This window comes from Agrobacterium larrymoorei (genome assembly GCF_013322225.1).
Classification (GTDB): Bacteria; Pseudomonadota; Alphaproteobacteria; order Rhizobiales; family Rhizobiaceae; genus Agrobacterium; species Agrobacterium larrymoorei_A.
On sequence record NZ_JAAMFB010000043.1, the window covers coordinates 1 to 12,663 of the forward strand.

Consider the following 12,663-nt stretch of genomic DNA (forward strand, 5'->3'; position numbering starts at 1 on the left):
GCGTCCGTCGAGCTTTCGCTGTCAGGGCCGGCAAAGTACCAGCCGGCCATCAGCGAGCCGTCCTTCAGCAGGATGACGCCGTTATCGACCAGACCAGCATAGGGCACGAGATCGGCGAAGGATGGCCCGGAATGACGGAAGGATTTGAGGACGACCATCTCGACCCCTTCAGAATTTGCGCCACGGCGACGATGTCGCGCGGTAGAATGTCTTGTAGGAGATGTGGCGGACATAGACGCGCCGCATCAGCGGATCGGCCTTGGCCATCATGCGAAGCGCTGCAACCGCGACCAGCCAGATCGCGATCCCGAACAGTGCTGCATACCAGGTCAGCACCACGAAGATCAGGATGATGGCGGCCAGCGCCGTCAGCAACACCAACTCACGATCGGCGCCCATCAGCAGGTTCGGACGTGATAGCGCCCGATGAACCCGCGACCGCACGAGAGCCGAGCCAGATTCAGCCACGATCCCCCTCCCCTCTTTCAATGAGCGTGGCGGAGGGTGAATAATCGAACCGGTTAGCCTGCGAATGAAGCTCGCCGATCGACGCCCCTGTCGCGCCGAACAGGGCGACGATCTGCGTGGCGCCGAGCAACACGCCACCGACCAGCGCGACGTAGCAAAGCCGTCGGGCAAAGTCGTTCAGTTCGCCGCCGAAGATCAGCATCGCACCAGCGATGGCGACGGCCGCAAGCGCGATGAAGCCGGCGACGGGACCGGTAATCGACTGCTGGATCTGCTGGAGTGGGGATTCCCATGGCAGACTGCCGCCACCGGAAGATGCCAGTGCCGCATCCATTGAGCCGAACGAAACGAGGGCCAATGCTGTGACTGTGAGAATGAGATGGGTCTTACGCGACATGGCTGTCCTCGTCGATCTGGGCGTAATGTTCGGTCTGGTAGTGGCTGTTGCGGTATCCTTCGATATGGATGACCTCGCGGACCCGCCTCCCCTTCCCCGTGCGTTCGATGGAGACGACAAGATCGACGGCCTCGCCGATCACTTCCTGCATTGGCTGCTGGCTGGCTTCCGCCGTCAGTTGCTCCAGTCGCCGTAGGGCCGACATCGCCGTGTTGGAATGGATCGTTGTGACTCCGCCGGGATGGCCGGTGTTCCAGGCCTTCAGCAGTGTGAGTGCCGCGCCATCCCGGACCTCCCCGACAATGATGCGGTCGGGACGCAGTCGCATCGTGCTTTTGAGGAGCCGCGCCATGTCGACCGTATCGCTGGTATGCAGTGAGACAGCGTTCTCGGCGGCGCACTGGATTTCGGTGGTGTCTTCGAGAATGACCATGCGATCGTTCGGAGCGGACGCGACGATCTCGCCAATGATCGCATTGGCGAGCGTCGTCTTGCCGGAGCCCGTCCCGCCTGAGATGACAATGTTCATGCGGGAATCGATCGCGCTGCGGATGGCGGAAGCCTGGCGCTCGGTCATCACTTTCGACGTCACATAATCGTCGAGCGGTATGAGGCGCGACGCCCTCCGCCGGATCGTGAATGCCGGCCCGGATACGATCGGTGGCAACAGGCCCTCGAAACGGTGTCCGCCGATCGGCAGTTCGCCAGAGATAATCGGTCGCTCGCCGTCTGCCTCCGACTGCAGGGCATGAGCGACACTGCCGATCACGACTTCGGCGGCGGCAGGCGTCATTGCGCCGGCTGATTCGACCCCATGACCGAGCCGCTCGATAAACAGTCGACCATCGGGATTGAGCATGATCTCGACGACCGTCGCGTCATCAAGGGCGACGCAAAGCTGGTCGCCGAGCGCGTCCTGGAGTTTGCGGACAAGGCGCGGATGGGAGCGAAGCTGGGTCACGCTGCGCTCCTGAACGGTCGGCCGTCGTCGTCTGCGATGATTGAACGGTATCCCGGCGGGCAGACCCGTTCGAAGCTCATTCGGTCGGCAGGCAAACGTCCGGCGATGGCGACGGTGTTGCCGATCGCGACGGGTTCGCCAAGTCGCGTCATCGGCCAACCGGCGCGCTTCAGGATGCGCTCGAAGCGGAGATCGGTGGCCGTGACGATTTCACTGTAGCCGCTCGCGATCGACCATTCGATGATACCGGCGAACAAGGTGAGCGTCGCAAGATTCAGTGTGCTCCCCTCCCTCTGTAAGACAAGTGAGGTATCGACGCAGAAGCGCGAACTCTCGATCATGCCTGAATGCCCCCCAAGCGAACCCGTATCGAGAAGCTGGGGAAAGGTTTGCTCCAGCATGGTCGGGCCAGAAGCTGGAAGAAGACGAACGCAACCTGCGACCTTTCCACCGTCGGCAATTGCCAGAAGATAAGTCGGGCTGCAATCATCGTACTGGTCACGCTCCTCTCCCACGGTGATGGAGACGTCCCAGGCGAGACGTCCGCCAAATACCGTCGCGCGAAGACGGTGCATCTGTCTCAGGAAGTCGCGATGGCGGTCGTATTTCTCGGGCGCGACGGTCAATATCCGCATGATGATCTCCGCATGAACAGGTCGTGCGAAAGGAAATCACGCCGCGACGCGTGTGCCTATGTGCAGATCTGCACCTAAGGTGATTCTAGCGAGTCGCTGGTCCGGCTCTTAGAGTGTGAGCGTGTGGTGAGCTAGGCGGAGGAGATTCATGTGCAAATCTGCATGTCGTCCCAACGAGATCGACTTGCGCAAACAGGTGTAAGTGACAGATTCAAATCAAAGAATCGGGATAGGTCTCTGACACAACGAAAACGCGTTAACTATTGATTAACTTTAAATATCTTGCAAACCGTGCTGGAATCGGTTGTGCTATCCACGATAAATAGGTGTGTTTACGAAAATTACCGTGTGTACGAGAGGAAGTCGTGGAAAATCCGGCTCAGCTTCAAAAGGCTATTCATAAACTGATCGCGGCCCACGCGCGAGACCTCTCCGGTGCGCTGCACGAACATCGTGTAAAGTTGTATCCGCCAGAGGCGCGGAAAACCTTGCGTTCCTTCTCCTCGACGGAGGCTGCGAAGCTTATCGGTGTCAATGACGGATACCTTCGTCACCTCTCGATCGAAGGGAAAGGCCCTCAGCCCGAAATTGGAAACAACAATCGTCGCTCCTATAGCGTCGAAACGATTCAGGCCCTTCGAGAATATCTTGATCTAACCGGAAAAAACGATCGGCGTTATTCCCCCAAACGTTCAGGTAAAGAGCATCTGCAGGTCATCACCGTTGTCAATTTCAAAGGTGGCAGTGGCAAGACCACGACAGCTGCGCACTTGGCGCAATATCTCGCCCTGAACGGCTATCGTGTTCTTGCCATCGATCTTGATCCACAGGCCAGTATGTCGGCACTACACGGGTTCCAGCCGGAGTTCGACGTCAAGGACAATGAGACGCTATACGGTGCGATGCGCTATGACGCTGAGCGTCGCCCGTTGAAAGACGTGATCAAGAAGACCTACTTCGCCAACCTCGACCTGGTGCCAGGAAACCTTGAGCTGATGGAGTTCGAACACGATACAGCAAAGGTCTTGGGCTCGAACGATCGGAAGAACATCTTTTTCACGCGCATGGACGATGCGATTGCTTCAGTCGCGGACGACTACGATGTCGTCGTCGTGGATTGCCCTCCACAGCTTGGCTTTCTCACCATTTCCGCTCTCTGTGCAGCGACCGCCGTTCTCGTCACGGTTCATCCGCAAATGCTGGACGTCATGTCGATGTGCCAGTTTCTTTTGATGACGTCGGAATTGCTAAGCGTCGTCGCCGATGCAGGCGGAAGCATGAATTACGACTGGATGCGGTACCTTGTCACTCGCTACGAGCCAGGTGATGGTCCTCAGAACCAGATGGTGTCGTTTATGAGGACAATGTTCGGCGACCATGTCCTAAATCATCCAATGTTGAAAAGCACAGCTATCTCCGACGCGGGGATTACAAAGCAGACCCTCTATGAAGTCAGCCGTGACCAGTTTACGCGCGCGACCTACGACAGAGCGATGGAGTCGCTGGACAATGTAAACACTGAAATCGCACAGCTCATTCAAAGCGCATGGGGGCGCAAATGAGGACGCTCGCATCTCGCGTAGAAGCGCAGAAGTTGTCAGCCGGAAACTTTCGGGAAACCGCTTATTGTGGGGCGGCAATCTCGACGCCCGAGGGGGCTACTAATGGCTAGAAAACACCTGTTATCAGATCTCGCTGGACCAAAGTTGCCAGCCGGAAACTCTGAGGATATTGCCACCCAGGACGCCGCCACTCCGCAGTATTCTCCGCGTGGTGCGATCGGTGCTGTTTCGCGTTCCATCGAGCTTTTAAAGTCTCAGTCCCTTATGGAACTCGATCCGGATCTCATTGACGCGCCGCTTGTGGCCGACCGGTTGGAAGAATCTCCCGAGCAGTTCGAAGAGTTCGCTCGAAATATAAGGGAGCACGGTCAACAGGTCCCTATTCTCGTGCGCCCTCACCCGTCTGTTGAAGGTCGTTACCAGATTGCCTACGGACGCCGCCGACTGAGAGCAGTGAAGGCTGCCGGTATCCAAGTTAAGGCCGCCGTTCGCACCCTGTCGGATGACGAGTTGGTTCTGGCCCAAGGTCAAGAAAACAGTGCCCGGCAAGATCTTTCGTTTATCGAGCGCGCCCTATACGCCGCAGAGCTTGAAGCTGGTGGATTTCAGCGGCCAGTCATCATGGCGGCCCTCGCCGTTGATAAAAGCAATCTTTCCCGCTTGATCCAAGCTGCGAAGCAACTTCCAGCAGATATTATTCGCTTGATTGGAGCTGCCCCTAAAACAGGTCGGGACCGTTGGTACGAATTGTCAGCCTGTCTGGGACAAGCTGGCGCATCGGAAACTGCCCGTACATTGCTCAATGACGATGAGGTGAGAAGATTGAATTCTGACGAGCGTTTCGCTCGGGTATTCGAAGCTGTCACCCCTAAGAAGCCAAAGGCAGTGAAGACTGAGGTAGAAGTTTGGAAAGCTGAGGACGGCACGAAGGCCGCTCGTTACAAGCAAGACAAGCGTACCCTGACGTTAATGATCGACAAAAAGGCCGCTCCGGAATTTGCGGACTACCTGATGTCGGCGCTCCCAGAAATCTACGCTTCGTTCAAAAGGTCGAAGCAGTAAGGCGAAACGGAACCAGGAAAGGAACGATAGCGCAAAGAAAAAGCCCTCCGAAACGGTGTTCCAGAAGGCCTCTCTCAGTTTGGTCGCTTAGAGAATCGCATTTTCCGGAATCCCAGTCAAGAGTCAACGCCGTCCCGGCGTAGCCTTTTCTTTGCCTTTTGAAAGGTGAGAGAGATGGAGACTAGACATGTAACGACGCCCTTCGGGCGGCGGCCGATGACGCTTGCCTTGGTTAAACGGCAAGTGGCCACAAACGAGATCAAGGCTGGCAAAACCGTTGAGAAATGGAAAGTCTTCCGTGATGCCTCGGAAGCGAGAGAAGAGCTCGGCCTGCAGTCGAACAGCCTCGCTGTGCTCGACGCTCTTCTGAGCTTCTATCCGGAAAACGAATTGCGCCAAGACGCGCAGCTCGTCGTGTTTCCGTCAAACGCTCAATTGATCCTTCGGGCTCACGGCATGGCGGGCGCTACGCTGCGTCGTCATCTAGCGCTTCTGGTCGATGCAGGCCTGATTGTCCGCAAGGATAGTGCCAACGGAAAGCGCTATGCGAGAAAGAATGGCGCCGGCGAGATTGAGAGTGCGTTTGGTTTCGACCTCTCGCCAATCCTTGCCCGGTCTGAAGAGCTTGCTGTCATCGCGCAGAAAGTCGTCGCAGCGCGCTCAGCGTTCCGCAAGGCGAAAGAGAACCTGACAATCTGCCGCCGGGATGTCCGTAAGCTCATCACTGCAGCGATAGAGGAGGGGGCTGACGGCGACTGGTTCGCCATCGAGGCTATGTACATCGACCTCGTTTCCCGCATTCCACGCCACCCGACCACCGCTGACATCGCCAATATCCTTGATGAACTCGAACTCCTGCGCGAGGAGATCGTTAATCTGTTGGATTTGCAGTCGAATTCAAAATTTAATAGCACCAATGATGCTCAAATTGAGCAGCACTTACAGAATTCAAAATCCGAATCCTTCCATGAACTTGAACCTAGCTCTGAAAAAGAGCAGGGAGAAAAGCCGAACAAGAGACGCGGATCTCAAACTGAGACGTTGAAGGCCTTCCCTCTGGGTGTTGTGTTGAAGGCATGCCCGCAGATCATCGATTATGGTCCGGCCGGCACTGTGGGTGGCTGGCGGGATCTCATGTCGGCCGCGGTTGTGGTGAGATCGATGCTGGGCGTCAGCCCGTCGGCTTATCAGGAGGCCTGCGAAACAATGGGACCTGAAAATACAGCGGTGGCAGTCGCCTGTATCCTGGAGAGGGCGGGGCATATCAAATCCGCCGGTGGCTATCTGCGTGATCTCACCAACCGGGCAGCGCGAGGGCAGTTTTCCCTGGGGCCGATGGTGATGGCACTGCTCCGGTTAAGCGGGGAAGCTGGAAAGCAGTCTGCGTGAATGACCATTGACAGAAGGTGGCTCGAAAATGGCTGAACTCGAAACGGCAAAGACGAGTGTTGTCGAATTCACGGCTCCCCCGTTCCATTCAAAGCTTTGGCGAGGTGTCTGGTTTTCAACGATGAGAGCGTGAAGCGACTGATATTACTATAATATCCCCTCTCCCGTTAAAAGTTTCCGGCTGGCAACTTTCTGGGAGAAGAGGAGCAGAAGCCATGGAACAGTCTTCGTCGAGGAAGAGAATCTAATAGAGCTGTCTCGTAAACATTGCCATTTGGGCAACATCAGAGCGCGCCAGCGAATCGAGCAGTATACCTTGAAGGGGTTAACTAGAGGATTGGTGAAGGGACTGTTCGGGCGCAGAAGCCCTAGTGGGGTTCTGCAAACAAACATCGACGATGGCGCCGCTGACTTATTGCCACTTGTCGGCCTGACCAAGCGAAGGGTGAGGGTCACCGCCGAGTAGAGGGCAGCTCCGCCAGAAGCTAATCTAAAGCCTGGGGCTGCCTAGTAGTTCGCTGTGTAGCGCTATCGTAGTAGCTGGAGGCCTGCTGCACCGATCTGCGCTGACACTGCTCCATGGCTTCGGGGTGCGGGCGAAGGCGGTCATCTGTTTGAGGAAGATCCGACGAGCTTGATACTGTTCGGTGAGACTGTCAGTATCCCCATCATGATCTCCGCATGAACAGGTCATGCGAATAGAAATCATGACACGACGCGTGTCCCTGCTTGCAAATCTGCACTTCGCGCCGCGTAGCACCGACAAAGGGGATCGGTCTAATTAACAGATAGGCTTTAAAGGATCGGCTTTTAATGTGATTTCTATTGAAATGCGTTTAACCTAGGAGTAACCAAAAGCGCCTTGCAACCTCACCCGCACTGGGTAATCGTCACGGATAAACGGCAATACGTGCCTCCTAACCGTGACAAGAGATTACACCGTGAGCAAAGCCGCTGCCATACTCCGAAATGATCGCCCGTCGGCAGAGGTTACCATTGGTGGGCATGCTGAGCAGCTCAGCTCTCAGCTTCACGCGATGAGCGAGGCTCTTTTTCCGCCGGCCTCGCACAAGAGCTTGCGTAAGTTCACGTCGGGTGAAGCCGCACGCTTAATGAAAATATCTGACTCAACCCTTCGGAAGATGACACTGGCAGGCGAAGGGCCGCAACCTGAGCTCGCCAGTAACGGGCGGCGCTTTTACACCCTCAGTCAGATAAACGAAATCAGGGGAATGCTTGCCGGATCGACGCGAGGTCGTGAAAGCATTGATTTTGTGCCTCATCGCCGCGGTTCTGAGCATTTGCAAGTTATTGCTGTAACCAACTTCAAAGGTGGTTCTGGGAAGACGACGACGTCCGCTCATCTTTCACAGTATCTGGCGTTGCAAGGATATAGGGTTCTCACCGTTGATCTCGATCCGCAGGCTAGTCTTTCAGCACTCCTCGGCGTTCTACCAGAATCTGATATCCGTGCGAACGAAACGCTCTATGCTGCTATTCGGTATGACGAGACACGCCGTCCGTTGCGAGATGTTATCCGACCGACGTATTTTGACGGTCTTCATCTGGTTCCTGGGAATCTCGAGCTCATGGAGTTTGAGCATGCAACGCCGAAAGCCTTGTCTGATAGAGGTACGCGGGACGGATTGTTCTTCACTCGTGTTGCCCAAGCCTTTGACGACGTCGCCGACGATTACGATGTGGTCGTTATTGACTGCCCCCCTCAGCTTGGTTTTCTGACGCTCAGCGGGTTGTGTGCTGCGACATCAATGGTAATCACCGTACATCCTCAGATGCTGGACATCGCGTCTATGAGCCAGTTTCTCCTTATGACACGCGACCTTCTGGGCGTGGTGAAAGAGGCGGGCGGAAACCTCCAGTACGATTTCATACGCTACCTCTTGACGCGCTATGAGCCTCAGAACGCGCCGCAGACGAAAGTGACGGCACTGCTCCGCAACATGTTCGAAGATCACGTCCTTACAAATCCCATGGTCAAGTCGGCAGCGGTGTCTGATGCCGGTTTGACCAAGCAGACACTCTACGAGATAGGGCGAAAAAATCTTACTCGATCAACCTACGACCGGGCGATGGAATCTTTAGATGCGGTGAACTCGGAGATTGAGGCTTTGATCAAGATGGCGTGGGGGCGGGTCTGATGGTAGCATTCGCGTTCCTCACAGATCTGTTGGGAGCTCCCAACCAAGAGCTTTTGCAATCAAAAATGCGACGGCACGACGGCAAGCCCAAGAGGATGATGTCATGAGTCGCAAAGACGCAATCGATACGTTGTTCCTAAAGAAGCAGCCTGCGACCGATAGAACATCAGTCGACAAGTCAGCCGTTCGTGTCCGTACCGGAGCGATTTCGGCCATGGGTTCGTCTTTGCAAGAAATGTCCGAGGCAGTAAAAGCTGCAGCTCGGCTGCAGGAGCAACTGGCTGCGGGCGAAGCGGTCGTGTCCCTGGATCCATCCATGATCGACGGCTCGCCGATCGCGGATCGGCTGCCCGCGGACGTGGATCCGAAGTTCGAGCTGCTTGAGGCGAGCATTTCGCAAGATGGACAGCAGGTGCCGATTCTCGTCAGGCCGCATCCTGAGGCTGCCGGTCGATATCAAATCGTATATGGAAGGCGTCGGCTGCGCGCAGCGGTAAATCTGCGGAGAGAGGTTTCTGCAATTGTCCGAAATCTCACGGACCGTGAACTGGTCGTGGCTCAAGGCCGCGAAAATCTTGACCGTGCTGACCTATCATTCATTGAGAAGGCTCTCTTCGCCCTGCGCCTTGAAGATGCAGGATTTGATCGGGCCACCATCATCGCCGCGCTTTCCACTGACAAAGCCGACCTCAGCCGCTACATAACTGTAGCGAGGGGAATACCGCTGAACCTCGCTACACAAATTGGTCCAGCGTCGAAAGCTGGTCGATCGCGTTGGGTCGCACTCGCCGAGGAGCTTGGGAAGCCCAAGGCAAGGGAAGCAATCGAAGCGGTGCTTAGTTTAGAGCACTTTAAGCACTCCGATAGCGACGCCCGCTTTACCCTCATTTTCAACGCTGTTTCAAAGCCGCCCGCTACCGCTAAGGTTCTAAAAAAAGTAAGGGCCTGGAGCACGCCAAAGGGGAAAAAGGCCGCGACGATTCGGCAAGAAGTCGGACGAACGGCGCTGATTTTCGACGAGAAATTGGTGCCAACCTTTGGCGAATATGTCGCTGACAAGTTGGATAGCCTGTATGCCCAATTCCTTGAAACAACCGGAGGAGGAAAGCTCGACCAATAGCCAAGGTTTCATCCAATTCAAAGCTTTGCTTGATTAAGATGGATTGGCTCTCACAGCAAAAGAAAAAGGCCCCCGAAACAGCGTTTCAGTAGACCTCCTCTGTAGTCTAGCAGCTAAGAGAATCGCATTTCCAGGAATCGTAGTCAAGGGACCCGTAAGGGAAAGCGTCATTTCGACGGGCGGATTTCTATTGCCTAGCAAAAGGTAAGAGGAAATGCAGACGCATATCTCAACGACGCCCTTTGGGCGGCGGCCGATGACGCTCGGCCATCTTGCAAGTCAGATGGCAGCAAGAGCGGTCGCATCAGACGTTATTGCCAACAAATGGCAGGTTTTCCAGCACATCCGTGAATCGCGGGAACTGATCGGAGCCACCGACCGCTCACTCTCGATCCTTAACGCGCTGTTGACATTTCACCCAGAGATCACCTTGACTGGTGGCGCCGAACTGGTCGTATGGCCTTCTAACGAGCAACTGATGGCTCGCGCCAACGGCATGCCCGCCACGACACTGCGCCGGCATCTTGCCGTACTGGTCGACTGCGGGCTCATCATTCGTCGCGACAGCCCCAACGGCAAACGGTTCGCTCGCAAAGGAAGGGGAGGAGAGATCAAGCAGGCCTATGGCTTCGATCTGTCGCCGATCGTGGCGCGGTCCGAAGAATTCCGAGATATGGCTCAGGAGGTACAAGTTGAAAAGACGGCCTTCCGAGTGGCGAAGGAGCGTTTGACCCTTCTTCGCCGAGACATCGTGAAAATGATCGACGCGGGCATCGACGAGAGCGTACCGGGAAATTGGGGAAGATTTTCACAGACCTATCAGGGGATCATCGGCCGGCTGCCACGTTCCGCGTCTCGCCAGATTACCGAGAGTATTGCCTTGGAGCTCGAGGAACTCTGCACTGAGATCCGTGACGTATTGGAATTGTTTACGAAATCAGTGATTCTGAACGCCAATGAGTCCCATTTCGGTCGTCACATACAGAATTCAAAGCCAGACTCTAAATTTGAATCTGAATACGGTACTAGAAAGGAAAAAGAAGCGGGCGGCAGCGTTGCGGAAACCAAAAACGGGCGGAGTTCGCCGCAACGCGAGCTGCCATTGGGAATCGTGCTGGATGCCTGCCCCGAGATGCAGGAACTGGCTCAGGGAGGGACAATCCGACATTGGCGCGATTTGCTGGCGACGGCTGAGCTTGCCCGGCCGATGCTGGGGATTAGTCCGAGCGCCTGGCAGGAGGCCCGCGAAACCATGGGCGAGCAACACGCGGCGATCACGCTGGCTTCGATCTATCAGCGGGCCGGTCAGATCAATAACGCCGGGGGCTATCTGCGCAGCCTGACGGAACGGGCCAAGGATGGGAAGTTTTCGACCTGGCCGATGGTCATGGCGTTGCGCCGGGCGAAGCTGGACGATCAGAAGAATGCAACCGGCGTTGGGAAGCCGCGAACTGTTGAGGAGGTCGAGGATGACAGCCGCCTCCACGTTTCGGAATCGCTGCACAAAAACCTGAGAAAGCCGAGATCATGGTAATCCCCTCGCTAATCAGCCGCCGAGATGTCGACGTCAGTGATCAACCCGGAACGTCGGGCGCGATCGATCAGGTTCTTGACGGATGTGGCTTTTAGCTCCCGACTTCATTTGAAGCGCTAAGCTAAAACTCCCATACCAAAAATTTCCGCTTACGACCTCATGCGGGGGAGGGAGGGGGCCGGCTAAAGCCCTGATGCCTTGGTCAAATTCACGCGGAAGCGATCACGTCGTCTCTGATATCGGCGGGTCATCTCTGCGGACGCGTGCCCCAGTTGCTTCTGGACGTACCGCTCATCGACTTCGGCAGAAGAAGCGAGGCCAGCACGAAGGGAGTGACCGGAGAACTTAAACGCACGCTCGATCTCGCTGAGATCACCGCGAACGCCGGCCGCCATCGCGGCCCGCTTCACTAGCCGAGCTACTTCCTTGTCATTCAGCCGTTCTGGCCCAACTGCTTTGCCTTGTCCCGTCACGCGACGGAAGAGGGGACCGTGCGCAAGCTTGGCGAACTTGATCCACATCTCGATCGCGGCGACCGGGCAGGTCGTATCAGACGAGCCGCGACCCACCTCAACCTCTCGCCATCCGGCTTTGCCGCGCAAGGTGACGAGCATTCCCTTGTCGAGGATTTCGATCCAGCCGCGCCCATCTTCGGTCTGGTCTGCCTTCAGATCAAGGCCAACGAGCTCGGAGCGACGAAGACCACCGGCAAAGCCGACCAGCAACATTGCGCGGTCGCGCAGGCCGCGCAGCGAACCGCGATCGAGCGTCTCGACCATAGCGATGATATCTTCAGCCATGACCGCTTCCTTCTGGACCGGTGGCTTGGCGTGGCTATTGCGAATGCCGGCCATCACGGTGGCGATATGCCGGTCTTTGCGATCGAGCGAGAGGCCACGCTGGGCATAGTTCCAAGAGAGCGAGGAGAGGCGGCGTTCGATGGTCGAGACTGAGTTCGCTTTTGCACCCCGTTCAGCCGTACCGGAGGCGCAGGCGGTAATATAGAGCCCAACGGTTTGCGGGTGTGGCGGGAGCGGAGCCAGATTGGACCGCCGACACCAGGCCGCAAAATGCTTCCAGTCCGATGCATAAGCCTTGCGGGTATTGGCGGAACTGGCGGCTTCGACATAACCCCGGGCGCGATCAGCAAGACCTGCGAGATGAGCTGGCGTCTGATCCTCGCCGACGAGAGAGGGGAGGGGGCTATCGCCAGACACCTCCGGCGCGGAAACATCAAACCCGGGCGCCATGCTGAGAGATGGCGCTGAGGTCTCCTCGACGTGAATTTCGTTGTTTTGCTCGATGATTTGGGCCATTTCTCTATAATGAGCATTATGTCCGATAATGCAAGATTATCGGACATAATAATACGCCGA

At 56.4% G+C, this 12,663-nt stretch carries 11 protein-coding genes; 6 read left to right on the plus strand and 5 right to left on the minus strand.

Going from position 1 to position 12,663, the window contains the following annotated elements:
• Positions 1–168 precede the first annotated feature (168 nt).
• From G6L28_RS21115 to G6L28_RS21130, 4 genes are read right to left on the minus strand one after another with little or no spacing between them, the layout of a single operon-like run.
• Complete coding sequence (locus G6L28_RS21115) at positions 169–468, minus strand: conjugal transfer protein TrbD (protein ID WP_065657564.1); 300 nt, start codon at positions 466–468, stop codon at positions 169–171.
• On the minus strand, positions 461–865 hold the full coding sequence (gene trbC, locus G6L28_RS21120) for a conjugal transfer pilin TrbC (RefSeq protein WP_065657565.1): 405 nt from the start codon (positions 863–865) through the stop codon (positions 461–463). Before trbC ends, G6L28_RS21115 begins: the two co-directional genes overlap by 8 nt.
• A complete protein-coding gene (gene trbB, locus G6L28_RS21125; protein WP_065657566.1) occupies positions 855–1,826 on the minus strand; it encodes a P-type conjugative transfer ATPase TrbB in 972 nt (323 codons plus the stop codon). Before trbB ends, trbC begins: the two co-directional genes overlap by 11 nt.
• Complete coding sequence (locus G6L28_RS21130; RefSeq protein WP_173994888.1) at positions 1,823–2,461, minus strand: acyl-homoserine-lactone synthase; 639 nt, start codon at positions 2,459–2,461, stop codon at positions 1,823–1,825. Before G6L28_RS21130 ends, trbB begins: the two co-directional genes overlap by 4 nt.
• Before the next feature lie 365 nt (positions 2,462–2,826).
• On the opposite strand from G6L28_RS21130, the gene repA (G6L28_RS21135) reads away from it, so the two are divergent.
• From repA (G6L28_RS21135) to repC (G6L28_RS21160), 6 genes are all read left to right on the plus strand, one after another.
• Positions 2,827–4,023 carry a plasmid partitioning protein RepA gene (gene repA / locus G6L28_RS21135; protein ID WP_012478027.1) on the plus strand — a complete coding sequence of 399 codons (1,197 nt, stop codon included), beginning with the start codon at positions 2,827–2,829 and terminating at the stop codon, positions 4,021–4,023.
• 102 nt (positions 4,024–4,125) lie between these two features.
• Complete coding sequence (gene repB, locus G6L28_RS21140; RefSeq protein WP_172691036.1) at positions 4,126–5,085, plus strand: plasmid partitioning protein RepB; 960 nt, start codon at positions 4,126–4,128, stop codon at positions 5,083–5,085.
• Between the two features lie 174 nt (positions 5,086–5,259).
• Positions 5,260–6,474 (plus strand): plasmid replication protein RepC, encoded by a 1,215-nt coding sequence (gene repC, locus G6L28_RS21145; RefSeq protein ID WP_172691037.1) that lies wholly within the window; start codon positions 5,260–5,262, stop codon positions 6,472–6,474.
• 941 nt (positions 6,475–7,415) lie between these two features.
• Positions 7,416–8,633, plus strand: a complete 1,218-nt coding sequence (gene repA, locus G6L28_RS21150) for a plasmid partitioning protein RepA (RefSeq protein WP_012478030.1) — start codon at positions 7,416–7,418, stop codon at positions 8,631–8,633.
• Between the two features lie 103 nt (positions 8,634–8,736).
• Positions 8,737–9,753, plus strand: a complete 1,017-nt coding sequence (gene repB / locus G6L28_RS21155) for a plasmid partitioning protein RepB (RefSeq protein ID WP_012478031.1) — start codon at positions 8,737–8,739, stop codon at positions 9,751–9,753.
• Between the two features lie 214 nt (positions 9,754–9,967).
• A complete protein-coding gene (gene repC / locus G6L28_RS21160; RefSeq protein ID WP_012478032.1) occupies positions 9,968–11,287 on the plus strand; it encodes a plasmid replication protein RepC in 1,320 nt (439 codons plus the stop codon).
• Between the two features lie 182 nt (positions 11,288–11,469).
• Here repC (G6L28_RS21160) and G6L28_RS21165 read toward each other — a convergent pair whose 3' ends face one another.
• On the minus strand, positions 11,470–12,603 hold the full coding sequence (locus G6L28_RS21165; RefSeq protein ID WP_012478033.1) for a site-specific integrase: 1,134 nt from the start codon (positions 12,601–12,603) through the stop codon (positions 11,470–11,472).
• Between the last annotated feature and the right edge of the window lie 60 nt (positions 12,604–12,663).

Excerpts from the sequence above, each read along its gene's own strand:
- G6L28_RS21130 (WP_173994888.1), bottom strand. The coding sequence starts at position 2,461 with ATGCGGATATTGACCGTCGCGCCCGAGAAATACGACCGCCATCGCGAC.
- repB (WP_172691036.1), top strand. The coding sequence starts at position 4,126 with ATGGCTAGAAAACACCTGTTATCAGATCTCGCTGGACCAAAGTTGCCA.
- repC (WP_172691037.1), top strand. The coding sequence starts at position 5,260 with ATGGAGACTAGACATGTAACGACGCCCTTCGGGCGGCGGCCGATGACG.
- repC (WP_012478032.1), top strand. The coding sequence starts at position 9,968 with ATGCAGACGCATATCTCAACGACGCCCTTTGGGCGGCGGCCGATGACG.
- trbC (WP_065657565.1), bottom strand. The coding sequence starts at position 865 with ATGTCGCGTAAGACCCATCTCATTCTCACAGTCACAGCATTGGCCCTC.
- G6L28_RS21165 (WP_012478033.1), bottom strand. The coding sequence starts at position 12,603 with ATGGCCCAAATCATCGAGCAAAACAACGAAATTCACGTCGAGGAGACC.
- repB (WP_012478031.1), top strand. The coding sequence starts at position 8,737 with ATGAGTCGCAAAGACGCAATCGATACGTTGTTCCTAAAGAAGCAGCCT.